21 protein-coding genes are annotated in these 24,036 nt (G+C 40.5%); 13 read left to right on the top strand and 8 right to left on the bottom strand.

Translation table 11 applies throughout. The annotated features are described in order from the left end of the window. Nucleotides 1-18: 18 nt before the first annotated feature. The 3 genes from E4T79_RS00310 to coaA are packed head-to-tail and all read right to left on the bottom strand — an operon-like array spanning nucleotide 19 to nucleotide 1,819. Complete coding sequence (locus E4T79_RS00310) at nucleotides 19-534, bottom strand: DNA topology modulation protein (RefSeq protein ID WP_135026747.1); 516 nt, start codon at nucleotides 532-534, stop codon at nucleotides 19-21. 58 nt (nucleotides 535-592) lie between these two features. Beyond that, nucleotides 593-841, bottom strand: a complete 249-nt coding sequence (gene rpsT, locus E4T79_RS00315) for a 30S ribosomal protein S20 (RefSeq protein ID WP_194183741.1) — start codon at nucleotides 839-841, stop codon at nucleotides 593-595. A gap of 57 nt (nucleotides 842-898) precedes the next feature. Next, entirely contained in the window at nucleotides 899-1,819 is a 921-nt protein-coding gene (coaA, locus tag E4T79_RS00320; protein ID WP_135026824.1) for a type I pantothenate kinase, read from the bottom strand. A 377-nt stretch (nucleotides 1,820-2,196) separates the two neighbouring features. Between coaA and E4T79_RS00325 the strand changes: the two genes are divergently transcribed. The 8 genes from E4T79_RS00325 to E4T79_RS00360 all read left to right on the top strand — a co-directional run bounded on the left by E4T79_RS00325 (nucleotide 2,197) and on the right by E4T79_RS00360 (nucleotide 10,347). Beyond that, nucleotides 2,197-2,787: a class I SAM-dependent methyltransferase gene (locus E4T79_RS00325; protein WP_135026749.1), complete on the top strand. Its 591-nt coding sequence runs from the start codon at nucleotides 2,197-2,199 to the stop codon at nucleotides 2,785-2,787. Then, nucleotides 2,784-4,061: a pyrimidine-nucleoside phosphorylase gene (locus E4T79_RS00330; RefSeq protein ID WP_135026750.1), complete on the top strand. Its 1,278-nt coding sequence runs from the start codon at nucleotides 2,784-2,786 to the stop codon at nucleotides 4,059-4,061. Before E4T79_RS00325 ends, E4T79_RS00330 begins: the two co-directional genes overlap by 4 nt. Nucleotides 4,062-4,076: 15 nt before the next feature. After that, nucleotides 4,077-4,739, top strand: coding sequence for a deoxyribose-phosphate aldolase (gene deoC, locus E4T79_RS00335; protein WP_135026751.1), 663 nt, complete (start codon nucleotides 4,077-4,079; stop codon nucleotides 4,737-4,739). After that, entirely contained in the window at nucleotides 4,726-5,115 is a 390-nt protein-coding gene (locus tag E4T79_RS00340; RefSeq protein WP_135026752.1) for a cytidine deaminase, read from the top strand. The genes deoC and E4T79_RS00340 overlap by 14 nt, the downstream gene beginning before the upstream one ends. 479 nt (nucleotides 5,116-5,594) lie before the next feature. Beyond that, complete coding sequence (locus tag E4T79_RS00345; RefSeq protein WP_135026753.1) at nucleotides 5,595-6,662, top strand: BMP family protein; 1,068 nt, start codon at nucleotides 5,595-5,597, stop codon at nucleotides 6,660-6,662. A gap of 139 nt (nucleotides 6,663-6,801) precedes the next feature. Further along, nucleotides 6,802-8,337: an ABC transporter ATP-binding protein gene (locus E4T79_RS00350; protein WP_135026754.1), complete on the top strand. Its 1,536-nt coding sequence runs from the start codon at nucleotides 6,802-6,804 to the stop codon at nucleotides 8,335-8,337. Further along, nucleotides 8,330-9,397 (top strand): ABC transporter permease, encoded by a 1,068-nt coding sequence (locus E4T79_RS00355; protein ID WP_135026755.1) that lies wholly within the window; start codon nucleotides 8,330-8,332, stop codon nucleotides 9,395-9,397. The genes E4T79_RS00350 and E4T79_RS00355 overlap by 8 nt, the downstream gene beginning before the upstream one ends. Then, nucleotides 9,394-10,347 carry an ABC transporter permease gene (locus E4T79_RS00360; protein ID WP_135026756.1) on the top strand — a complete coding sequence of 318 codons (954 nt, stop codon included), beginning with the start codon at nucleotides 9,394-9,396 and terminating at the stop codon, nucleotides 10,345-10,347. The genes E4T79_RS00355 and E4T79_RS00360 overlap by 4 nt, the downstream gene beginning before the upstream one ends. A 256-nt stretch (nucleotides 10,348-10,603) precedes the next feature. Here the strand turns inward: E4T79_RS00360 and E4T79_RS00365 are convergent, their stop codons facing one another. Then, complete coding sequence (locus E4T79_RS00365; protein WP_135026757.1) at nucleotides 10,604-11,587, bottom strand: L-lactate dehydrogenase; 984 nt, start codon at nucleotides 11,585-11,587, stop codon at nucleotides 10,604-10,606. A gap of 191 nt (nucleotides 11,588-11,778) precedes the next feature. On the opposite strand from E4T79_RS00365, the gene gyrA reads away from it, so the two are divergent. The 3 genes from gyrA to radC all read left to right on the top strand — a co-directional run bounded on the left by gyrA (nucleotide 11,779) and on the right by radC (nucleotide 16,212). Further along, a complete protein-coding gene (gene gyrA / locus E4T79_RS00370; RefSeq protein WP_135026758.1) occupies nucleotides 11,779-14,226 on the top strand; it encodes a DNA gyrase subunit A in 2,448 nt (815 codons plus the stop codon). A 4-nt stretch (nucleotides 14,227-14,230) separates the two neighbouring features. Beyond that, nucleotides 14,231-14,977 carry a class A sortase gene (locus tag E4T79_RS00375; protein WP_135026759.1) on the top strand — a complete coding sequence of 249 codons (747 nt, stop codon included), beginning with the start codon at nucleotides 14,231-14,233 and terminating at the stop codon, nucleotides 14,975-14,977. Nucleotides 14,978-15,531: 554 nt separating this feature from the next. Continuing rightward, on the top strand, nucleotides 15,532-16,212 hold the full coding sequence (gene radC / locus E4T79_RS00380) for a DNA repair protein RadC (protein ID WP_135026760.1): 681 nt from the start codon (nucleotides 15,532-15,534) through the stop codon (nucleotides 16,210-16,212). 646 nt (nucleotides 16,213-16,858) lie between these two features. Here the strand turns inward: radC and E4T79_RS00390 are convergent. From E4T79_RS00390 to E4T79_RS00405, 4 genes are all read right to left on the bottom strand, one after another. After that, nucleotides 16,859-18,583 carry a phospho-sugar mutase gene (locus tag E4T79_RS00390; RefSeq protein WP_135026762.1) on the bottom strand — a complete coding sequence of 575 codons (1,725 nt, stop codon included), beginning with the start codon at nucleotides 18,581-18,583 and terminating at the stop codon, nucleotides 16,859-16,861. 89 nt (nucleotides 18,584-18,672) lie between these two features. Next, a complete protein-coding gene (locus E4T79_RS00395; protein WP_135026763.1) occupies nucleotides 18,673-19,242 on the bottom strand; it encodes an ECF transporter S component in 570 nt (189 codons plus the stop codon). After that, nucleotides 19,229-19,777 carry a phosphopantothenoylcysteine decarboxylase gene (gene coaC, locus E4T79_RS00400; protein ID WP_135026764.1) on the bottom strand — a complete coding sequence of 183 codons (549 nt, stop codon included), beginning with the start codon at nucleotides 19,775-19,777 and terminating at the stop codon, nucleotides 19,229-19,231. The genes E4T79_RS00395 and coaC overlap by 14 nt, the downstream gene beginning before the upstream one ends. 1 nt (nucleotide 19,778) lies before the next feature. Further along, complete coding sequence (locus E4T79_RS00405) at nucleotides 19,779-20,468, bottom strand: phosphopantothenate--cysteine ligase (RefSeq protein ID WP_135026765.1); 690 nt, start codon at nucleotides 20,466-20,468, stop codon at nucleotides 19,779-19,781. Between the two features lie 456 nt (nucleotides 20,469-20,924). Here E4T79_RS00405 and E4T79_RS00410 point away from each other — a divergent pair, with 456 nt between their 5' ends. Together E4T79_RS00410 and E4T79_RS00415 are read left to right on the top strand one after the other, a co-directional pair. Continuing rightward, nucleotides 20,925-22,595: a formate--tetrahydrofolate ligase gene (locus E4T79_RS00410; RefSeq protein ID WP_135026766.1), complete on the top strand. Its 1,671-nt coding sequence runs from the start codon at nucleotides 20,925-20,927 to the stop codon at nucleotides 22,593-22,595. 722 nt (nucleotides 22,596-23,317) lie between these two features. Next, a complete protein-coding gene (locus E4T79_RS00415) occupies nucleotides 23,318-23,932 on the top strand; it encodes a DUF5052 family protein (RefSeq protein ID WP_135026767.1) in 615 nt (204 codons plus the stop codon). Nucleotides 23,933-24,036 lie beyond the last annotated feature (104 nt).

Below are 24,036 nucleotides of genomic sequence, written 5' to 3' on the forward strand. Positions count from 1 at the left end.
CTTATGTGTTTTGAGTTCTTACCCACTCCCTTTTACAGCATGCATAAAGTCATCTAGTTCTTTCTGATTGTGGAGGATGATGACTTTATCAGCATAGGTTTGGCAGATTATTTGGTGGCGAATCTGAACGTTTGGAGAACGTCCATCTTTTAGAATCCAGCGGATAAATGCCCAGTCCAATGTTTCCCTACATCCCTCAGCCATAGAGTCCCTGACTCTCCCTGCATATCTGAGATAGCGCTTAAAGGCGCGAAATAAGCAATTCCAACGGGAAAAGGTCATTAAGATAATCTGGTCAGCTTGCTCCATTCGCTCTTGGTAGCAGAAAAAGCGATAATTTCCTTCGATAATCCATGATTCGTTTTCTAAAAAAGTCTGAAGCTGATCGCGCATATCTTCATCTGACCGTTTTTGCCAGTTAGGAAGAAAGCGCAACCTATCTAAATGGAGACAAGGAATCTTATAGCACTTGCTAAGATAGGTCGCTAAGGTGGATTTGCCAGAAGCACTGTAGCCGATAATTGCAATTTTCATGTCAATGTCCAGTCCTTTCTGTTTTGGTCAAAAAAAAGAAGCCTAGAGGCTCTTTTTATTAAGCAAGTTTTGATGCAAGACGTGCTTTATCGCGGCTTGCTTTGTTTTTATGAATCAAACCTTTTGTTTTTGCTTTATCAATAGCTGAGCTAGCAGCGCGGAAAAGCTCCTCAGAAGGATTCGCTTCAAATGCTTTGATTGCAGTACGCATAGCTGATTTTTGAGCTGAGTTCTTTTCGTTTTGTTTTACGTTCAATTCAGCACGTTTGATAGCTGATTTAATGTTTGCCAATGGTTTCACCTCCACCTTTTCTATACTAACTATGCTATTATATCTGAAAAAAGAGATTTTGACAAGAGGAAATTATTTTTTCAAATAAATTTCATCAATTTCATGATTTTTTGCCTTATGAAGAATGATATCTGCCCGATGTCGGGTCGGCTCAATATAGTCTTTTAAGTTAATCAGATTGATAGTTTCCCAAACACTGTGAGCAAATGCGGATATTTCTTCTTCAGACATATCCAAAAAGCGGTGATAGTAGTTACTAGGATTATTTTCAGCTAATTTCAATAATTTCTTAAATCGCTCCAGATACCAGCTTTCGATATTTTCCACCTCCGCATCCACATAGATAGCCAAATCAAAAGAATCGCTGACATAGAGATGTTGGTTTTGAGGATTCTGAAAAACATTGATTCCCTCAACAATGAGAATGTCAGGAGCTGAAATGGTCTGATACTGATTTGGTATAATATCGTAGACTTCATGGGAGTACAGGGGGATTTGAAAATCATGCCCATTTTCAATAGTATTTAAAAAATCAAGAAGTAACTCCATATTGTAGGATTCAGGGAAGCCTTTTCGAGCGAGGAGATTTTTTTCTTTTAGAAAGGCATTAGGATAGAGAAAACCGTCTGTTGTGACCATTTCTACCTTGGCATGCTTAAAGGTTCTAGTCAGTAAAATCTGTAGGAGTCTGCTGGTGGTGGATTTTCCGACGGCCACACTTCCAGAAATGCCAATGATAAAAGGTTGGATCTTGATTTTTTTTTGCAAAAAGAGACTTTTGGAGAAAGAAAGATCTTCACTTGCTTTCTTATAAATCCTAATTAGATTGATGAGTGGCAAGTAGACATCCAGAACATCTTGGAGGCTAATGGTATCATTGAAACTTTTGATAGAATTTAGTTCTTCTTGTGTGAGTGGAACAGTGGTATTTCTATGTAATCTCTGCCAGGTTTGGCGACTAATTTTTTCAAAATTGATGAGTTCATTCTTCATAGCATCATTGTAGCACGATTTTTTACAGGTGTAAAATGATTGAAGAAATAATATGACAAGATCTAAAAATAACATTTCCAAATCTCCATTTAGCCATTACAAGGGATAGATCGTCTTTTCGTTTGCTTTAGTACTAGGCAAGGTGTTGCAGGCTGTAGAGAGTACGGCAAAGAGAAGTAATAAAGGATAAACGAAATGACTATAAAAGGTATTCCTATTCCTACAGGAAATCCAGATAGGGTGTGTCTATTTTTAGAAAATGAGAGAGAGGTGAAATTCAAAAAGAGAAGTTTCGTTTGAACAATCTTTTCTGCATTTATCCTGAGAGAATAAAATAATCTCTTGTAAACGTTTTTATTAAATGGTATAATAGCTACATGGCAAATATGTATTACGAGAAAAATCCTAGCGTGGCTCATGATCTTCATGAGCTTCGTGTTACTCTGTTAGGGCAAGAGATGTTCTTTTTAACAGATGCAGGAGTATTCAGCAAGAAGATGGTAGACTATGGGAGTCAAGTGCTTTTAAATACAATCGTTCTGGATAAGGGGAAAAGATTATTAGACGTGGGCTGTGGATATGGCCCACTTGGTTTGACTTTAGGGAAAGTTTTTGGGGTTTTGCCTACGATGGTCGATATTAACAGTCGAGCTATTGATTTGGCAATTCAAAATGCTGAGAAAAATAGAGTTCAAGCGTCTATTTTCCAGTCCAACATTTATGAAGAAGTATCAGGGACCTTTGACTATGTGATTTCAAATCCACCAATTCGAGCGGGAAAGGCAGTTGTCCATGAAATTATCCAAGGTGCGTATGACTATTTGGTGGCTTTAGGGCGATTGACTATTGTGATTCAGAAAAAGCAAGGTGCTCCAAGTGCTAAAGCCAAAATGGAGGAAGTTTTTGGAAACTGTACTATCTTGAAAAAAGATAAGGGATACTATATTTTAGAAAGTGTGAAAGAATGAGGACAGTCGACTTAATTCAGAAAAAGCGGGACGGTTATGAACTTACGACAGATGAAATAAATTGGCTTATTAGTGGCTATGCTACAGGTAGTGTTCCAGATTATCAGATGGCGGCATTTGCTATGGCGATTTACTTTAGAGGAATGTCTACTAGAGAAATTTCTGATTTGACCATGGCAATGGTGGCAAGTGGTGAAGAGATTGATCTTTCCGCAATTTCAGGTATCAAAGTAGATAAGCACTCTACTGGAGGTGTCGGTGATAAGGTGACCTTGATTTTGGCACCGCTAGTTGCTAGCTTTGGTGTTCCCGTTGCCAAAATGAGCGGTCGGGGTTTGGGTCATACAGGTGGAACCTTAGACAAGTTGGAATCCATTAAGGGCTATCAAATTGAAATCACTCAAGACCAGTTTATCAAACAGGTACAAGATATTGGCATATCCGTTATCGGCCAATCTGACAATATGGTTAAGGCAGACAAGTTGCTCTATGCCCTGCGTGATGTGACCGCAACAGTTGATATTATTCCATTGATTGCGAGCTCAGTTATGTCTAAGAAAATTGCGGCAGGAGCTGATGCGATTTTACTGGATGTGACGGTTGGTGAGGGTGCCTTTATGAAAAATATTGAGGATGCTCGTCAATTAGCACAAACTATGGTTGAACTCGGAAAAGCAGTTGGAAGAAAAACGGTTGCGGTAATTACAGATATGTCACAACCAGTTGGAACGAGTATTGGAAATCGTCTTGAGATTCTCGAAGCCTTGGAAATTTTACAAGGTAGAGGACGTGAAGATGTGACCGAATTTATTTGTGAATTGGCACAAGTCATGTTGGGACTTGCTGATGTCGAAAAGACAGTAGAAGAAGTTCGGGCGCATCTGTTGGATGGTTCTGCCCTGCAAAAATTTGAAGAAATGGTAGTTGCTCAAGGAGGTGAACTGGAAGATTTGTATCGCCAAGTTCAGGTCTCACATCAGATACCAGTATTGGCTCAAAAAAGTGGCTATATTACAGCCCTACCAGCTTTGGAATTTGGTTTGTTTGCCATGAAGCTAGGGGCAGGACGGGCAATCAAGACTGATTTGCTTGATTATGAGTCAGGGATTGTCTTCCATAAAAAAGTTGGAGATGCTGTTGAAGCTGGTCAAGAAATCGCAACAATTTTTGCTAATGAAAATATCACAGAAAATATGCTTACAAATTTTCAAAAAAATGTTAAAATAGGAAATGTAAGTGTAAAGACGAAAGAAATTATAGAAATTGTTTCATAATGTACGGAGAAAAACATGAAATTAAATAAATATATCGATCATACCCTACTTAAACCAAATGCTACAAAAGAACAAATCTTAGCAATCATTGAAGAAGCAAAAGAATATGATTTTGCAAGTGTCTGCGTCAATCCAACTTGGGTAGCTCTTTCAGCTCAGGAATTGAAAGATACAGATGTGAAAGTCTGTACAGTTATTGGATTTCCTCTAGGAGCAAATACACCGGAGGTTAAAGCCTTTGAAACCAAGAATGCTATTGCAAACGGAGCAGATGAGATTGATATGGTCATCAACATCGGTGCTCTTAAATCGCAAGACTACGATACGGTTTTGAAAGATATTCGAGCTGTTGTCGAAGCAAGCGGTGATAAGTTGGTCAAAGTGATTATTGAAACTTGTCTCCTAACAGATGAAGAAAAGGTGAAAGCATGTCAAGTGTCACAAGAAGCAGGTGCTGATTTTGTCAAGACTTCTACAGGCTTTTCAACTGGCGGAGCTACGGTAGAAGATGTAGCTTTGATGCGAAAAACAGTTGGACCAGATATGGGGGTAAAAGCATCTGGTGGAGCTCGCTCGTACGAAGACGCAAAAGCCTTTATTGAAGCAGGTGCGACGCGCATTGGAGCTTCTTCTGGTGTAGCGATTATGAAGGGAGAAAAGATAGATGGCGACTACTGATTTAATCGATTTAGCTATTGAAGTTAGTAAAAGAGCCTACGTTCCTTATTCCCACTTTCCTATCGGTGCTGTGTTAGTTGCAAAAGATGGTCAAGTCTTTACAGGTGTTAATATTGAAAATGCTAGTTTTGGCTTAACGAATTGTGGTGAGAGGACAGCGATTTTTAAAGCTATTTCAGAGGGAGTCTCGGAGTTTTCGGAGTTAATCGTCTATGGTGAAACAGAAAAGCCAATCTCACCATGTGGAGCATGTCGTCAAGTTATGGCAGAATTTTTTAAAGAGGATTTAGTAGTAACGTTGGTTGCTAAAGATAAGTCGACAGTCGCGATGACAGTCAGGGAGTTACTTCCGTATTCTTTTACAGATTTGACATAATGCTCAATGAAAATCAAAAATAGATGAGGAAACGCAGTCGAGGATAGTTGAAATAGTTGATAACTGTTTCAAGCGCTAGTAATAGTTTTTCAAGATATGAGAGCATGAAATAATTCTTAGACAACTAGGAGCGGAGCAGAAGTTTCTAGTTAGTAGTCATCATAGGCTGTAAGCTACCCCAATGTAATAGCTATCAAGAGTTATTGGTAGCCTCCGATAGAGGATAGTTAAGCTAGTTACAGATAAACTGTAGTATAGCCAGCTAACGACTGCTAACAAGTAACTTACTTGCAACCTTGCAACGAGGGAGTCTTTCTATTTTGTTAGAGAATTGTCACTCAACTTCCATGCTTCAAGATATATTGATAAAGTTATAGTTTTGATTTTCAAAGAGTATCGATCTGTAAGGTGGTCGTTTGACTACGTTATGTCTATTTTGCAACGAAAGTTGCACAAAAAATTTTTAGGAGGGTTCAGAAATGAACAAAAAATTTATTGGTTTAGGCGTTGCAACTCTTGCAACTGTATCACTTGCTGCTTGTGGTAATCGCGCAGCTAAGAACGATTCAGCTTCAGGTACTGATTCAGCAGTAAAAGCAGCAGTTGTTACGGATGTTGGTGGTGTTGATGATCGTTCATTCAACCAATCAGCTTGGGAAGGGTTGACAGCATGGGGAGAAGAAAATGGTCTCAAGAAAGATGAGGGCTATGGTTATTTCCAATCAGGTAGCGAATCTGATTACGTAACAAACCTTGACTCAGCAGTTTCAGGCGGCTACAACCTTGTATTTGGTATCGGTTTTGCCTTGGAAAATGCGATTGCGGAAGTAGCACCTAACAATCTTGAAACAAACTATGTCATTGTTGATAGTGTTGTCAAAGATCAAAAAAACGTAGCTAGCGTTGGCTTTGCAGACCACGAAGCGTCTTACCTTGCTGGTGTAGCTGCTGCTAAATCAACCAAAACAAACCATGTAGGCTTCATAGGTGGTATGGAATCTGTGATTATCGACCGTTTTGAAGCAGGTTTTGTAGCAGGGGTGAAATCTGTCAATAAAAACATTAAAGTAACAGTTGACTACGCAGGCTCATTTGCAGATTCAGCTAAAGGTCAAACATTGGCTGCTGCACAATATGCTGCTGGTGCAGACATTATCTTCCATGCCTCAGGTGGTACAGGAAACGGTGTTTTTGCAGCAGCGAAAGCAGAAAATGAAACACGCAATGAAGCAGAAAAAGTTTGGGTGATCGGTGTAGACCGTGACCAATCAGCAGAAGGTAAATATACTTCTAAAGACGGTAAAGAATCAAACTTTGTATTGGCATCCACTCTTAAAGAAGTAGGTACTTCTGTCAAAGGTCTTGCGAACAAGGCTCTTAAAGGTGAGTTCCCTGGTGGTGAAATCATTACATTCTCGCTTGCTGATAAGGGAGTAGATTTGATTGAAACAAATCTTTCAAGTGAAGCTTCAGAAGCAGTAGCAGCTGCTAAGAAAGATATCTTGGACAAAAAAGTAGAAATTCCAGAAGCGCCTGAGAAAAAATAATAAATAGTTGTTAATCCGAAACGGCGACCTGACTCGGTCGCCGTTTTAGGAGTTGAAATATATTATTTCATTAAAGCTTATCAATCCTTGCTTTGGTAGGTTTTACTGACAAAAATATAGTCCGAAAGGAAAGAAGATTATGACAAAAGATTATGTCATTGAGATGCGAGAAATCACAAAGATTTTTGGTGACTTTGTAGCAAATGACCATATCAATTTAAATGTCAGACGTGGGGAAATTCATGCCCTTTTAGGAGAAAATGGTGCAGGTAAGTCTACATTGATGAACATGCTTGCGGGGCTTTTAGAACCGACGAGTGGAGAAATTGCGATAAATGGTCAAGTTGTAACAATTGATTCTCCGTCTAAGGCTGCGCATTTAGGAATTGGGATGGTTCATCAGCATTTTATGCTTGTGGATGCTTTTACGGTTGCTGAAAATATTATTTTAGGAAGTGAAACAACCAAAGCTGGCGTGATAGACATTAAACAGGCTATTCAAGATATTAAAGAATTATCAGCGAAATATGGTTTGGATGTTGAACCAACTGCTAAGGTTGCAGACATTTCAGTTGGTGCCCAGCAACGTGTGGAGATTCTTAAAACCCTTTACCGTGGGGCAGATTTATTGATTTTTGATGAGCCGACAGCTGTCTTAACTCCTGCAGAAATCACAGAACTGCTAAAAATTATGAAGACTCTAGTTCAAGAGGGAAAATCGATTATCCTCATTACTCACAAGCTAGACGAAATCCGTGCGGTCGCTGATAGTGTCACCGTTATCCGTCGCGGAAAATCAATTGAAACTGTTGAAGTCGCTGGCGCAAGTAATGAAGATTTGGCAGAGTGGATGGTTGGACGTTCTGTATCTTTTAAAACAGAAAAAGTAGCTGCAGATCCAAAAGAAGTCGTTTTATCAATCAAAGATTTGGTTGTCCATGAAAACCGAGGTATTCCTGCTGTTAAAGGCTTATCGCTTGATGTTCGTGCAGGGGAAGTTGTCGGTATTGCAGGGATTGATGGAAATGGTCAAAGCGAGCTCATTCAAGCTATTACGGGACTTCGTAAGGTGAAATCTGGTCAAATTTTTATAAAAGGCACAGAAGTGGTCGGAAAAACACCCCGGAAAATTACAGAGATGAATGTCAGTCACGTTCCAGAAGACCGTCATCGTGATGGTTTGGTCTTGCAGATGACAGTGGCTGAAAATATTGCTTTACAGACCTATTACAAGGAGCCAATTTCTAAAAATGGTATCTTGAACTATGACACTATTAACAAAAAAGCTCGTGAACTCATGGCAGAATTTGATGTTCGTGGTGCTAGTGAAGTTGTACCAGTCAAGGCTCTTTCAGGAGGAAACCAGCAAAAAGCCATTATCGCGCGAGAAATCGATCGCAATCCTGATTTGCTGATTGTGAGTCAACCAACGCGTGGTCTCGATGTTGGAGCGATTGAATATATTCGTAAACGTCTTATTGCAGAACGCGATAAAGGAAAAGCGGTCCTTGTAGTCAGCTTTGAATTGGATGAAATTTTAGATGTTTCTGACCGTATTGCGGTTATTCACGATGGTGTTATTCATGGAATTGTTGATCCTGCCAAAACCAATAAACAAGAATTAGGATTTTTAATGGCCGGTGGAAAACTGGAAAAGGAGGAAGCAAATGCCTAAGAAGTTACAAAACATAACCCTCCCTTTACTTGCGGTTGTGTCAGGTTTACTATTAGGAGCACTCATCATGCTCGTATTTGGTTACGACCCTATTTGGGGCTACGATCAATTATTTTATTCAGCCTTTGGTTCTGTAAAATCTATCGGAGAAATCTTCGCAGCTATGGCTCCACTGATTTTTACAGCCCTAGGATTTGCGGTAGCAAGCCGTGCTGGATTCTTTAACGTTGGACTTTCAGGACAAGCGCTTGTAGGTTGGGTATTTGCGGGTTGGTTTGCTTTAGCAAATCCAGATTTACCACGTCCCGTGTTAATCCTAGCAACAATCCTAGTTGCGATGGTTGCTGGTGGTCTTGCCGGAGCAGTTCCTGGGATTTTACGTGCCTATCTCGGAACGAGTGAGGTGATTGTGACCATCATGATGAACTACATCTTGCTCTATGCCAGCAACTATATTATCCGCAATGTTTTTGCGGCTGATTTGATGAAGAACAAGGATTCTAGTATCAATATCTCAGCTAATGCCTCCTATCGTTTGGATTGGCTGACAAATATAACAGCAAATTCTCGGATGAACATTGGAATCTTTCTTGCAATTCTTGCAGTGATTGTTATTTGGTTCTTGTTGACGAAGACAACTCTTGGTTTTGAGATTCGTTCTGTTGGTCTTAATCCGACAGCATCTGATTATGCAGGGATGTCTGCGAAACGAACCATTATTCTCTCAATGATTATCTCTGGTGCCTTAGCAGGTGTTGGTGGTGCTATTCAGGGACTGGGAACTTTCCAAAATGTCTATACCCAGGGTGGAAACCTAGATATTGGTTTTAATGGAATGTCTGTAGCCTTGCTCGCTTCTAATTCGCCACTTGGAATTCCATTTGCAGCCTTTCTCTTTGGTACGTTGTCAATCGGAGCGCCTGGTATGGTAAAAGCGCAGATTCCACCTGAATTGATCAATGTGGTGACTGCCTCTATCATCTTCTTTGTTGGTGTTAAATTCATCTTTGAACAATTATTAAAACGTAGAAATAAAGCGAAAGGAGTGAACCAGGTATGAATCTGACAATCTTAACGCTACTTGTTTCGCAAATGTTAATTTACTCTGCTCCTCTTATTTTTACCAGTCTTGGAGGAGTATTCTCTGAACGTGCCGGTATTGTCAATGTGGGACTGGAAGGCATCATGGTCATAGGAGCGTTTGCAGGTGTGGTATTTAATATTGAATTTGCAAGTACTTTCGGTAAGACAACTCCGATTTTAGCGGTCTTGGTTGGAGGTATAGCAGGATTAGTATTTTCTATCATCCACGCAGTAGCAACTATCAATTTCCGTGCGGATCATGTTGTATCGGGAACAGTGCTCAATCTATTAGCACCAGCCTTGTCTGTCTTTCTCATTAAGGTTCTGTATCACAAAGGGCAAACCGATAGTATTCCACAATCGTTTGGGAAATTTTCATTCCCAGGACTGGAAAAAATTCCCGTAATTGGTGATTTATTCTTTAAAAATACTAGTTTAATGGGGTATGTAGCCATTGCCATGGCTTTTGTATCTTGGTTTATCCTTTATAAGACTAAATTTGGCTTACGTCTTCGTTCAGTAGGTGAACATCCACAAGCGGCCGATACTTTGGGAATCAATGTCTATGTGATGCGTTATGCCGGTGTCCTTATCGCAGGTTTCCTCGGTGGAGTGGGAGGAGCTGTAAGTGCTCAAACGGTTAATATTAACTTCTCAGCAACGACTATTGTCGGTTCTGGTTTTATTGCCTTAGCAGCTGTGATTTTCGGTAAATGGAATCCGCTCGGTGCCATGCTAGCTAGTCTATTCTTTGGCTTATCTCAAAGTTTAGCAGTTATTGGGGCACAGCTTCCAGGTCTTTCCCAAGTACCTACCGTGTATTTACAGATTGCTCCCTACTTGATTACCGTAGTGGCTCTAGCAGCTTTCTTTGGAAAAGCAGTTGCACCAAAAGCAGACGGGATTAACTATATCAAATCTAAATAATAAATATGGAGCTGAGCATTTTGCTCAACTCCATATTTTTATCTTGTACGATTATTATAGTCATTTCGTTTACTCGCTTTGCCATACTCTAGTACAGTCTGCAGCTCATTGCCTAGTACTAAAAGTAAACTAAAAGACTATATTATATACTCTATTGGAACTCAAAATCTGCCTAGTTAACGAAACCGAGGGGTAGAACTGAAAATGTAGTAGTAGGCTAACAGGGTCAGATGTTGAGTTTTGACGAGTTTAAGAATTAGTTTTTCACAGAAGCAGCAATTTCTGGATTTGCAAAGGCATCATCCATAATATCTTTTAATTGCTTAGCAGATGCTTGCATTTTTTGTAATTCAGCATCGCTCAATGGGATGTTGACAGGACGTACAATACCGTGTGCACCGATAATTGCAGGTTGTCCGATAAAGACATCTTCAACTCCCTCATATTGGCCTGATTGGTAAACAGAAAGTGGGAGCACTGCATTTTCATCGTCAAAGATTGCCTTTGTGATACGAGCGAGTGCAGCACCGATACCATAGTAGGTAGCACCTTTTTTATTGATGATAGAGTAAGCAGCATCACGAACAGATACAAACAAGTCCACAAGTCCTTGCTCATCAATATCGCGGTTATCTTGCAACCAACGCTCTAATCTAACGCCTGCAACGTTGGCATGTGACCATACAGCAAATTCTGAATCACCATGTTCACCCATGATGTAGGCATGAACTGAACGTGCATCAATACCGATTTTCTCAGCAAGTGCTTGACGGAAACGAGCAGAGTCAAGAGAAGTACCAGAACCGATAACGCGCTCTTTAGGGAAACCTGAGAATTTCCAAGTTGAGTAAGTAAGGATGTCGACTGGGTTAGCTGCTACAAGGAAAATACCGTTAAAGCCAGAAGCAATAATTTCAGTTACAATTTGTTGGTTGATACGAAGGTTTTTCTCGATTAATTGAAGACGAGTTTCACCTGGTTTTTGTGGTAGACCGGCTGTCAGAACAACGAGGTCTGCATCGTGTGCATCAGAATATTCAGCTGAGTAGATTTTTTTAGGTGAAGTGAATGCAAGAGCGTGGCTCAAATCTTCTGCGTCACCTTGTGTACGGTCTTTATTGATATCAACGATACCTAATTCTTGACCAATTCCTTGATTGACAAGTGCATAAGCATAAGCAGAACCTACAGCACCATCACCGACAAGGATAACTTTTTTATGTTGTTTAGTTGCAGTCATGTTCTAAACATCTCCTTAGTTTTATTTGGGGACTTGCGTCCCGACCATTTATCATTCTAGCACTTTTTAGGTAGTTTGTCACTTGTGAAAGGCAGTTTGAAAATGCTTACATCACAACTTCACAACAAGAAAATTTCTTCACAATATGTTATAATATAATAGATAATTTCTAGAGAAAAGAGACAGATTTAATGCATGATAAAAATTTAGTAGATGTAAATCTGACTAGTGAAATGAAGACCAGCTTCATTGACTATGCAATGAGCGTTATCGTAGCTCGGGCTCTTCCTGATGTAAGAGATGGTCTAAAGCCTGTTCATCGTCGCATTTTGTATGGAATGAATGAATTGGGAATCACACCGGATAAACCACATAAGAAATCTGCCCGTATTACAGGGGATGTCATGGGTAAATACCATCCACATGGAGATAGCGCAATTTATGAGGCTATGGTGCGGATGGCTCAATGGTGGAGCTACCGTTACATGCTGGTAGATGGACATGGAAACTTTGGTTCGATGGATGGAGACGGAGCAGCCGCCCAGCGTTATACCGAGGCCCGCATGACCAAAATTGCCCTCGAAATGCTGCGAGACATCAATAAGAATACCGTCAATTTTGCAGATAACTATGATGCTAGCGAACGCGAGCCAGAGGTTTTACCAGCCCGTTTTCCAAATCTCCTTGTCAATGGTACTACAGGGATTGCCGTAGGGATGGCCACGAATATTCCGCCCCATAATCTTGGTGAAACAATTGAAGCAGTAAACCTAATCATCGATAATCCAGAAGCGACAACCCGCGATATCATGGAGGTCTTGCCTGGGCCTGATTTTCCAACAGGCGCTCTTGTTATGGGGAAATCAGGTATTCACCGAGCTTATGAAACGGGGAAAGGTTCGATTGTTCTGCGTTCTCGGACAGAAATCGAAGAATATGGAAATGGACGTGAACGGATCGTTGTCACCGAATTTCCTTATATGGTCAATAAAACCAAAGTTCATGAACATATTGTTCGCTTGGTTCAGGAGAAGCGTATTGATGGAATTACAGCTGTTCGGGATGAATCTAACCGTGAGGGGGTCCGCTTTGTCATTGAAGTGAGGCGCGATGCATCAGCTAATGTCATCTTGAACAATCTGTTCAAATTAACCCAGCTTCAAACTAATTTTAGCTTCAATATGTTGGCCATTCAAAATGGTGTGCCAAAGATTCTCTCTGTTCGTCAAATTTTAGATGCCTATGTGGAACACCAGAAAGAAGTGGTGACCCGTAGAACGCAATTTGATAAAGAAAAAGCCGAAGCCCGTGCGCATATTTTAGAAGGTCTGTTGATTGCACTTGACCACATCGATGAAGTGATTAAGGTTATTCGTAACAGTGAAACAGATGCGATTGCCCAGGCTGAATTGATGGATCGCTTTGAATTATCAGAACGTCAAAGTCAAGCGATTTTGGACATGCGTCTTCGCCGATTGACAGGTCTGGAACGCGACAAGATTCAGTCTGAATATGATGAATTGATTGCCTTGATTGCCGATTTAGCAGATATCTTGGCTAAGCCAGAACGGGTTGTGCAAATTATCAAGGAAGAATTAGAGGAAATCAAACGCAAATATGCGGATCCCCGTCGTACAGAATTGATGGTTGGAGAAGTTTTATCACTAGAAGATGAGGACTTGATTGAAGAGACGGATGTACTGATTACTCTGTCAAATCAAGGCTATATCAAACGCCTTGCTCAAGATGAATTTCATGCGCAAAAACGTGGAGGACGAGGTGTACAAGGAACAGGTGTCAAAGATGATGACTTTGTCCGTGAATTGGTTTCCACCAGTACCCATGATAAGCTCTTGTTCTTTACCAATAAGGGACGGGTCTATCGCCTGAAAGGCTATGAAATTCCTGAATATGGTCGTACAGCCAAGGGGCTTCCAGTAATCAATCTCTTGAAATTGGAAGAAAATGAATCTATTCAGACTATTATCAATGTGAGCAAGGAGCAAGAAGAAGGGCACTATCTCTTCTTTACTACCCGCCAAGGGATTGTTAAACGGACAAGCGTTGCTGAATTTGGCAATATTCGTCAAAATGGCTTGAAAGCCCTCAATTTGAAAGAAGATGATGAATTGATAAATGTCTTCCTAACAGACGGTCAGACAGATGTCATTATGGGATCTAAATTTGGGTATGCTGTTCGTTTCACAGAAACAGATGTCCGCAATATGGGACGGACCGCTACTGGTGTACGGGGAATGAAGCTCCGTGAGGGGGATTGTCTTGTTGGTGCAGCAGTTGTGTCAGATGATCAAGAGGTAATCGTCTTAACGGAAAATGGTTTTGGGAAACGTACACCTGCCTCAGAATATCCAACCAAGGGACGTGGTGGTAAAGGAATCAAGACTGTTAAAGTCGCAGAAAAGAATGGCTATCTAGCAGGACTGACCACAATTTCGGGGGATGAGGATATCATGGTGATTACAGATACAGGTGTCATTATTCGGACAAATGTAGCCAATATCTCCCAAACAGGTCGTGCAACCATGGGGGTCAAGGTCATGCGTCTAGATGAGGAGGCAAGTATTGTAACCTTTGCCTTGGTAGATGCTGTAGATTCTAAAGACATAGAGGAAGAATAATTTTATGAGTAATCGGAAACGTTCTAGTAATAAAAAAACAAAAGGTATTTGGAGAAATATCCTAACGGGGATCCTTCTTCTGATTGCGCTCGTCTTAATTTTTAATACATCTATTCGCAATATGATTATTGCTTGGAATAGCAATCGGTATCAGGTTGCTAAGGTCACAGAAGCCGATATTGAGAAAAATAGACAGGCAGAAACGACCTTTGATTTTGATCAGGTAGAGTCTATCTCAACAGAGGCTGTTCTGAAAGCCCAATGGCAATCACAAGAATTGCCTGTTATCGGGGGAATTGCGATTCCAGATTTGAATGTGAATCTTCCTATTTTCAAAGGACTATCGAATGTTGCACTCATGTATGGTGCGGGAACGATGAAAGAAATTCAAGAAATGGGTCAAGGCAATTATTCGCTTGCCAGTCACCATATTTTTGGAATTGCTGGGGCTAGCGAAACCCTCTTTTCACCAATTGAAAAAGCAAAAGAGGGCATGAAGATTTATCTGACAGATAAGCAAAATGTCTACACCTACCTTGTAACGAGTGTGCAGTCAGTCACTCCAGAGAGTGTCTATGTTATAGATGATGTCGAAGGACAGACAGAAGTAACGCTTGTTACCTGTGAAGATTTGGAAGCGACTATGCGGACGATCGTCAAAGGCACGTTGGAAAGTAGCGTTCCTTACAATGAAGCCTCACAAGATGTGTTAAAATACTTTGAAAAGAAATATAATCAAGTTCAACTATAAGAAAACTATTCTAGCTGTTGTGAATGCAACTTTTAAAAATGAAGGAAATCGTGCTTTGATGTGTTCGATTTTCCTTCATTTTTTATTAGGACTTTTTATCGTGGAAAATGTATGTCTATCGTCATTCTAGAACATTGACCTTGTAATCAACAATGAAGATAGTGTAATAGAGTCCTTTCGTTTATCTTTTATTACTTCGTTCACTCGCTTTGCCGTACCCCAGTACATCCTGCATCTCCTTGTCTAGTACGAAAAGCAAACTAAAAGACTATAAAAGGAGATGGAGTGACGGGTATAAAGAATGTAGCTAAATGGGACTTATAAAAATGTTGAAACCATTACTAGTAAAGCACCTATCATAGTCTAGACTTATCCTGAGATAGTTGATATATCGTATCTCAGAATCTAGTGAATGTACCCATTTATTTCCTCTTGCTAATTCTGTAAAACAATGCAACTAGGTACATCACTGGAAAATACTCTAAACAATAGAAAATGAGTTGGTACTGAATAAATTGTTTTACGAATAAATAGGGGAAGGAGGAATAGGCACCATGTATAAAGTTGCATTTAACGAGGAACGCTTATTGCCACGGGAAAGATTGCTAGAGGTAGGTGCTGAGCGCCTCAGCAACCAGGAATTGTTGGCAATCTTTATCCGTACGGGTACTAAAAATCAACCGGTATCCATTGTTTCTAATAATTTATTGGCGAGGATTGACAACCTTGCCATGTTAAAGGATCTATCAATAGCGGAATTACAGGAGTTAGCAGGTATTGGGCAAGTCAAAGCTATTGAAATTAAGGCTATGATTGAGCTAGGAAGGAGAATCAATCAGTCTGAGTTGATTGTCGAGGAACAGATTGTTGGTAGTGAGCTATTAGCTAGAAGAATGATTCAAGAATTTGGTTCTAAAAAGCAGGAGCATTTGGTAGCAATCTATCTGGACACTCAGAATAAGATTATTAGCCAACGCACGATTTTTATCGGTAGCGTTAACCGTAGTATTGCGGAGCCAAGGGAAATTTTACATTATGCGGTGAAATATATGGCGACCTCCCTCATTATTGTGCATAATCATCCCTCGGGATTTGTCCAGCCCAGTCGCAATGATATCCTCTTTACGGAAACATTAAAAAAGTCCTGTGATATTCTAGGACTTATACTGTTAGATCATTTAATTGTTGGGCAATCAAGCTACTATAGTTTACGCGAAGAAAATCATTTAGCTTAAAAGATGTGCATAAGCTGATGAAAGATTGCTATTGGCTCTCTAGAAATATGACGCTTTATGATTTGTAATACTTAGTCAAGACACCAAGTAGCTACCTTTTAATGATTGGGAATGGGGAATTGATGATGCAAGTGCTTACCTTGTCCATAAAATAGTGTGGTAATCACCAGTTAGAACCATACATGGTTTCTGGGGGTACACTTGGAAGATGAATGAGATAGTCATTTAGTTTTTAGTATAGTCTTTTAGTTTACTTTTAGTATTAGGCAACGAGCTGCAGGCTGTACTAGAGTACGGCAAAGCGAGTTAACGAAGTAATAAAAGATAAACGAAATGACTATACTAGGCAAGGAGCTGCAGGCTGTACTAAAGTACGGCAAAGCGAGTGAACGAAGTAACAAAGGATAAACGAAATGACTATAAAGCAAGCAACCACTGCGTCAACATTATTCGGTTCATAAAGTTAGAAAGCTGGGAGTTTTTGCCCAGCTTTCTAACTTTGGCTTTCCGCCAATCTTACTATAGATAGTAAGCTATAAAATGGGTTTTTAGGACGTAAGAAAGGTTTAACCTGATTGATATTCACCAATCATCTTTGGAAATAGCCAAGGGTTAAGTCTTTTACAAAGAGTCCGAAAAACAGACATTATGCTTCTTTTACAAATGCGTTAATTTCTGCTTCGATAGCAACGATTTTATTTTCTGCATCCTCCATGTCTTTGCCGACTGTTGCGATGTAGAATTTGATTTTTGGTTCAGTTCCGGATGGACGGACGGCAAACCAAGAATCGTCTGTCAAGGTATATTTTAAGACATTGCTTGGTGGAGTAGTCAAGACAGCAACCTGACCTTCTCTATCTGTGGCTGTTTGTTCTTGAAAATCTTCTAGCAAGGCAATCTCTGTTTGGTTGAATTGTGTTGGAGCATTGCTACGGAATTTATCCATGATTTTCTTGATTTCTGCTTTTCCATCAACACCTGATAGGGTGACAGAAATTGTTTTTTCTGCGTAGTAGCCATATTCTGTGAAAATTTGATCGATACCATCAGCCAAGGTCAACCCTTTAGAGCGGTAATAGGCAGCAATTTCTGCAACGATAAGGACAGCTTGGATGGCATCTTTGTCACGAACGAATGGCTTGATGAGATAGCCGAAACTTTCTTCAAAGCCGAACATGTAAGTATGGTTGTGTATTTCTTCAAATTCTTGAATTTTTTCTGCGATAAATTTGAAACCAGTCAAGACGTTAAACATAGTAGCGCCGTAGCTTTCTGCAATCTTGGTCACAAGTTCAGTCGATACGATTGATTTAGCAAGGGCTGCATTGGCTGGTAAGGTACCTGCTTGTTTGTGAGCTTCCAAGATATACTTAGCGATGAGAGCTCCGATTTGGTTACCAGAAAGGTTGCGGTAGCTACCGTCTGCTTGGCGAATTTCCACTCCGAGACGATCAGCATCTGGATCTGTTGCAACCAATACATCGGCATCCACTTGGCGACCTAATGCTTCAGCAAGGGCAAAAGCTGATTGACTTTCTGGGTTTGGTGATGCCACCGTTGAGAAATTTGGATCTGGATTCGCTTGACTTTCTACAACTTGGACAGACTCAAAACCAGCTTGGGAAAGAGCACGGCGAGCTAACATTTCACCAGTACCATGAAGCGGTGTAAAGACGATTTTCATATCACGACCATATTTAGCGATGAGTTCTTGATTGATATTAACGTCTTTGATTTCTTTGAGGTATTCCTTATCAACTGCTTCACCGATTACTTCAATGAGACCACTTTGTTGGGATGCTTCTAAATCAGCGACAGAAATGGCAAATGGATCAGTAATCCCACGAATATAGTCTGTAAGAGAATCAGCATCCGCTGGAGGCATTTGACCACCATCTTCACCGTAGACTTTGTAGCCATTGTAAGGAGCAGGATTATGACTAGCAGTAATCATAATTCCAGCAATGGTGTGAAGATGACGAACAGCAAAGGACAACTCTGGTGTTGGACGTAATTCTTCAAAGACGTAGGCTTTGATTCCATGAGCAGCCAATACCCGTGCGGCATCAAAGGCAAACTCTTGTGAGAAGTGGCGTGAATCGTAAGAGATGGCCACACCTCTATCTATGGCCTCTTGGCCTTTTGATTCAATGAGGCGTGCCAATCCTTCAGTTGCTTGGCGGACCACATAAATGTTGATGCGATTGGTTCCTGCACCAATCAATCCACGCATACCAGCTGTTCCAAACTCAAGAGATGTATAAAAGGCATCTTCTTTATCTTTTTCATCCATGTTGCGCAAGTCTTCCTGTAAATAAGCAGGGAGCTCTGCATAGTTGAGCCAAGTTTGATACTGTTCTTGGTAAGTCATTGTAGTTCTCCTTTAAAAAAATATTCTCTTAAACGCTTTCATTATATCATTTTTGAAAAGAAAAAGCACGCTTTCACGTGATTTTCTGATTATTTTTTTGCTTGTTGCAAGGTGGGTACAATAGCAGTTGTTAGAAAGGCTACAATCACCATTTCGGCAATGGAATTTGTCCCGATAATCCCCATCAGCATGGTTCGAATATCTCCATTGTAGACCCCGGAAAAGAGGAAAAAGATACTTCCAAGAACAAAGATAGTATTCGTCATTGAACCAACAGCACCAGCGACCAAAAGTCCCCCCCGCGTTTGTAGTAAGCGATAGATGATGTAAGGGGTTATTCCAATCAAAATTCGTGGTACAATAGCAACGATGAGAGAGTACCATTGTCCGTTTTGGACGAATGGAGAGAAGAGGTAGCTAGTCGGTAAGAAGATGATTGTATTATGAACGACACTCAATATTCCCATCATCCCTCCCAGAGTAGCACCAATTTTGGGGCCGTAAAGGATTGAGGCTACGATAACAGGGATATGGACAATTGTTGGCTTGATTGGAACGGGTAAGAGATTGAAGATAACAGAGCTGAGAATGTCAATCACAATCATCACTGCAAAAAAGATAGCCAGGGTGGCAATTCTGGTTGATTTAGTTTGTTTCATGAAGAGTTTTACTCACTTTCTCTAAAATAAGATGAATGTCGGTTAGGGCACCAATGCCAATATCACCGCAGGCTAGTAGGGCCTCACGTGGAGGAATCACCTGAAAACCATAGTTTTGCAGTTGTTCTAGGTTTTGCTGGGTAGCGGGATTGAGGTACATATTCGTATTCATGGCTGGAGCAATCAGTTTTGGTATCGTAGCTGGCAGAGCAAGGGCAACGGCTGTCACAATGTTATCAGCGAATCCGTGTGCGAGCTTGGCAATGGTCTGGGCAGAGGCAGGAGCGACTAGAAATAAGTCTGTCTGCTTGGCGAGATCAATATGTTTGATGGAAGTTGGATTTTCTTCTGTCATCACGTCTGTATGGACCAGATTTTTTGAGAGGGATTGAAAGGTCAGGGGAGTGATGAAGTGGGTAGCTGCAGTCGTCATTAGGACTGTTACGGAGTGACCAAGTTTTCCGAGTTGACTGGTCAAATCAGCTGCTTTATAAGCGGATATAGAGCCTGTAACAGCTAGGGTGATACGAGCCATACTATCTCCTTTTTTCTAATACTTTTTCGAGAATAATGTTAGCAATTTCTTCTTTTGTTTGAACGGGGTAGACCTTTTCTTTATCTAGCAGATAGGCGCTGTGCTGCGTTTGGGTAATCTCCGCTAAGTCATTAGCCAAGATATAGTCGGCCTGATTTTTGACAAGACTTGCGCGTGCAACCTGAAAGAGCTCTTCTTTTGATACATTGACCAAGAGTTTGAAGCCAATCAGCTGAATAGCTGGGTTCCATTGCTTGATGAAAGAGATAACCTTGGGGGTCTTTTTGAGAAAGAGTACTTGGTATTCATCGTTTGAGGAAATTTTTCCTTCAACGTTGGTCTCAGTAAGCATGCTTTCGATATTTTGTGTAGCCTTTACTTGCTCTAGTCCTGTCATATAAACAGGACTGTAATCAGAAACTGCCATACTATGAATGATAACATCATGCATTGGGACAAGTTCTTTTAAGGTATGAATGAGACTTGCAACATCGTTGATTTCAACAATAGTCAAACCATTCTGAGCCTGCGGTTTAACAGCCGTCCTAGTGGTCACCAATGTTACGTCAAGCTGGGCTTCTAAACATCTTTCAGCGATGATTTTTCCCAAGTTACCTGTAGCATGGTTGGTAATGGAGCGGACACGGTCAATCGCCTCACTAGTTCCGCCAGATGTAATCAATATTTTCATGCTTATATTGTACTAGAAAATCTCTTTTAGGTAAAGCGTTAAGAGTGTACGGCAAAAGCGTAGGATTGGAATTTCCGAACGTTTGTTTATAAATCAGATAGTATGTAAAAGGCCTTTTCATGGGGAAGCAGGATAGGTGTTCTCTCTACTTTCTTAGTAGAGTGTTGAGATGCAATTCAGAAACTGTGTGTTCGTTTATTGGGGATGTTTCGGCTATTCGCAGAAGATGTGAGCACTGTTAGACTCTATCTTTATACGACAGCCTTTTTCCAAAAAAGCGGCATAGTCTACCACCCATTTCATCCATTATTCTTCCTTCAAATTAGGTGGATAATGTTTGATAGATCCGATTCAAAAAACAGTAAAATCCGTATATTCAAAATAATATTTTCTAAAAATGTGCGTTTTCATGAAGTTTTTGATATACTGTTTTTAATAAAGGAAATGGGAGTTGCTATGAAAACAGATATTGAAATTGCTCAAAATGTAGTGTTACAGCCGATTGTTGATGTGGTTGAAAAAGTAGGTCTTTGCTACGATGATTTGGAGTTATATGGAAAATACAAGGCCAAATTGTCCTTTGACAAGATTGAAGCGGTCAAAGAGGATGCCCTTGGGAAGCTGATTTTGGTAACAGCTATCAATCCTACACCTGCTGGGGAGGGCAAATCAACTGTAACCATTGGTTTAGCAGATGCCTTGTCTAAGATTGGTAAGAAGACCATGATTGCCCTTCGTGAGCCGTCGCTTGGTCCTGTCATGGGGATTAAGGGAGGAGCTGCTGGTGGGGGATATGCTCAAGTTTTGCCTATGGAAGATATCAATTTACATTTTACGGGCGATATGCATGCTATTACAACAGCCAATAATGCTCTTTCTGCTTTGATTGATAACCATATTCATCAAGGAAATAGCTTGGGTATTGACCAACGTCGCATTATCTGGAAGCGCGTAGTGGATTTGAATGATCGTGCTCTGCGCAAGGTGACGGTTGGCTTGGGTGGTCCTTTAAATGGTATTCCGCGTGAGGACGGTTTTGATATTACAGTTGCTTCTGAAATTATGGCCATTTTGTGCCTAGCAACGGATTTAAACGATTTGAAGGAACGCTTGGCGAATATCGTGATTGGTTATCGTTTTGATCGTAGTCCAGTCTATGTTAGAGAGTTAGCAGTAGAAGGCGCTTTGACCCTGCTTTTGAAAGAAGCACTCAAACCCAATCTTGTCCAGACTATTTATGGTACTCCTGCCTTTGTCCACGGTGGTCCTTTTGCCAACATTGCTCATGGTTGTAATTCTGTTTTAGCAACTTCTACAGCGCTTCGTTTGGCAGATTATGTAGTGACAGAAGCAGGATTTGGTGCGGATCTTGGTGCTGAGAAATTTCTTGACATTAAAACACCCAACCTACCAAAAGCACCTGATGCCGTCGTGATTGTTGCAACTCTTCGTGCCCTTAAAATGCATGGTGGTGTAGCCAAAGATAACCTTTCTGAAGAAAATGTTGAAGCAGTCCAAGTAGGATTTGCAAACCTCAAACGTCATATTGAAAATATAAAAAAATATGGTATTCCGGTAGTCGTTTCCATTAACGAATTTGTGACAGATACACCAGCAGAAATCAAGGCATTAAAGGAACTCTGTGCAGAAATCGGTGTACCTGTAGAGCTTGCAAGCGTCTGGGCAAACGGTGCTGAAGGTGGGATAGACTTAGCAGAAACCCTTGTCCAAACCATTGCGACAAGTCCAGCCCGTTATGAGAGTCTTTATCAGGAAAATGATCGTTTAGAAACAAAAGTCACCAAGATTGTGACTGAGATTTACGGTGGGACAGGTGTAGTCTTTGAAAAGAAAGCCCGTACCCAGCTGGCAGAATTTACCAAGCATGGATGGGATAAGCTCCCCGTCTGTATGGCCAAAACACAATACAGTTTTTCAGATGACCCAACAGTCCTGGGTGCCCCTAAAAACTTTGAAATTACTGTGCGTGAATTTGTTCCAAAACTAGGTGCAGGATTCATCGTAGCCCTTACAGGTGATGTCATGACCATGCCAGGATTGCCTAAGTCGCCAGCAGCCCTCAATATGGATGTGGCAGGAGATGGTATGGCGATTGGACTATTTTAATGCTACTCAACAGTCCTATTCTGATTTTGGTAACGTATCTTACTACACTTTTTGTCACTGTAGTCTTCTTGCCCTACTCTTTAGACATCAACATCTGATAAGCTTTCATAATTTTTAATGTTGAAAGCTAGGAGATAAGGATAGCGTAGCTAGAACAGAAGTTTAGCAAGATGAGCTAACGACGAAAGAACGTGCTATTTGTTGGGATCGGGTTTTGCTTTTTATAGGCATAGGCGACTTAAACTGGAGGGTTCTCCAGTTTTTTGTATCCTAATCAAAAAGAATGTTGCAGATAAAAGATTATGTAGCATGATCGTAAGTGAAGCAGTTATACTACGATAGCTTTCACAGATAAAGGTACTATAGACGTTTCGTTTACTTTTAGTACTAGGAAAGGAGCTGCAGGCTGTACTGGAGTACAGCAAGACGAGGTAACGAAGTAATAAAAGATAAACGAAATGACTATAGTACATTTTCTGCAGTTAATGGTCGTTTGGTGAACATCCAATAACTGGAATGTAGATGATGCTCTAATGGCTCTAGGTGTGCCTGTCGTGTGAAAAAACAACTTGAATTTGATTGAGATTTGCGAGATAATGATTATAACATAGTCATCTTTGCAACCTATTATCTTTATCAATCATTATCTACTTAGGACTCGTAATCGAATGACTTATGTTAGCGATATTCATTTTTTCAAAAAACAGAGAGGAAGAAAAAGAATGAAAAAGAAATTAGTACAAACAGCTCTTGTGTTTGCCCTATCACTTGGTGTTTTAGCAGGTTGTCAGTCGCTTCAAAATTGGTGGAAGAATACTAAAGCAGAATGGATTGGACTTGACATGACCGTGCGCACCTATGATGAAAATTCCCAGCTGATTGATCAGATGTCTGGAAAATCTCTGTCCATTTCTCGTAATGAAGACTTTGACTCGGTAGATAGCGAGGGCAATTCTAGAGGAGATAGTGCTGTCTTGAAAATCACTTTGGGGAAATATGAAATTGATCATGTGGGCTCATCTTTGATTGCAGTAGAAGACGGACTAGAAGATATTTTCTTGAAATATCAGAAAAATACAATTGCAGACGATCAACAAGCTGCAGTTCCGCTCCTCAATCGCATGGTATCTAAATTTAAAAATGACTTTACAGGAAAGGCAAAAGTGATTTTAATCCGTTCGCAAAATGGTACACCGCTTGCAACCTATGCGGGAAATAAGGTATCCTTGTACGCATCTGATGCGCCAAAGACTTCAGAACTTCTCATTGATGGCAAGCGCCTTATTATCTATCGCTGTGAGTACACGATTTATGACAGGGAGTTGTTGGAAAAATGAGACCACTTTGTAAAGAGTCTGCCTCTTTCATATGCTAGTGCTCCTTTTATCAAGTCTGGTATAGCTGACAGACCTATCTTTTCAAATACCATTTATGACGTTTC

Source organism: Streptococcus sp. LYSM12, from assembly GCF_004569635.1.
Classification (GTDB): domain Bacteria; phylum Bacillota; class Bacilli; order Lactobacillales; family Streptococcaceae; genus Streptococcus.

Coding starts and splice junctions, on each gene's coding strand:
- E4T79_RS00310 (WP_135026747.1), bottom strand. CDS start 534: ATGAAAATTGCAATTATCGGCTACAGTGCTTCTGGCAAATCCACCTTA.
- coaA (WP_135026824.1), bottom strand. CDS start 1,819: ATGAAGAATGAACTCATCAATTTTGAAAAAATTAGTCGCCAAACCTGG.
- E4T79_RS00325 (WP_135026749.1), top strand. CDS start 2,197: ATGGCAAATATGTATTACGAGAAAAATCCTAGCGTGGCTCATGATCTT.
- E4T79_RS00330 (WP_135026750.1), top strand. CDS start 2,784: ATGAGGACAGTCGACTTAATTCAGAAAAAGCGGGACGGTTATGAACTT.
- deoC (WP_135026751.1), top strand. CDS start 4,077: ATGAAATTAAATAAATATATCGATCATACCCTACTTAAACCAAATGCT.
- E4T79_RS00340 (WP_135026752.1), top strand. CDS start 4,726: ATGGCGACTACTGATTTAATCGATTTAGCTATTGAAGTTAGTAAAAGA.
- E4T79_RS00345 (WP_135026753.1), top strand. CDS start 5,595: ATGAACAAAAAATTTATTGGTTTAGGCGTTGCAACTCTTGCAACTGTA.
- E4T79_RS00350 (WP_135026754.1), top strand. CDS start 6,802: ATGACAAAAGATTATGTCATTGAGATGCGAGAAATCACAAAGATTTTT.
- E4T79_RS00355 (WP_135026755.1), top strand. CDS start 8,330: ATGCCTAAGAAGTTACAAAACATAACCCTCCCTTTACTTGCGGTTGTG.
- E4T79_RS00360 (WP_135026756.1), top strand. CDS start 9,394: ATGAATCTGACAATCTTAACGCTACTTGTTTCGCAAATGTTAATTTAC.
- E4T79_RS00365 (WP_135026757.1), bottom strand. CDS start 11,587: ATGACTGCAACTAAACAACATAAAAAAGTTATCCTTGTCGGTGATGGT.
- gyrA (WP_135026758.1), top strand. CDS start 11,779: ATGCATGATAAAAATTTAGTAGATGTAAATCTGACTAGTGAAATGAAG.
- E4T79_RS00375 (WP_135026759.1), top strand. CDS start 14,231: ATGAGTAATCGGAAACGTTCTAGTAATAAAAAAACAAAAGGTATTTGG.
- radC (WP_135026760.1), top strand. CDS start 15,532: ATGTATAAAGTTGCATTTAACGAGGAACGCTTATTGCCACGGGAAAGA.
- E4T79_RS00390 (WP_135026762.1), bottom strand. CDS start 18,583: ATGACTTACCAAGAACAGTATCAAACTTGGCTCAACTATGCAGAGCTC.
- E4T79_RS00395 (WP_135026763.1), bottom strand. CDS start 19,242: ATGAAACAAACTAAATCAACCAGAATTGCCACCCTGGCTATCTTTTTT.
- coaC (WP_135026764.1), bottom strand. CDS start 19,777: ATGGCTCGTATCACCCTAGCTGTTACAGGCTCTATATCCGCTTATAAA.
- E4T79_RS00405 (WP_135026765.1), bottom strand. CDS start 20,468: ATGAAAATATTGATTACATCTGGCGGAACTAGTGAGGCGATTGACCGT.
- E4T79_RS00410 (WP_135026766.1), top strand. CDS start 20,925: ATGAAAACAGATATTGAAATTGCTCAAAATGTAGTGTTACAGCCGATT.
- E4T79_RS00415 (WP_135026767.1), top strand. CDS start 23,318: ATGAAAAAGAAATTAGTACAAACAGCTCTTGTGTTTGCCCTATCACTT.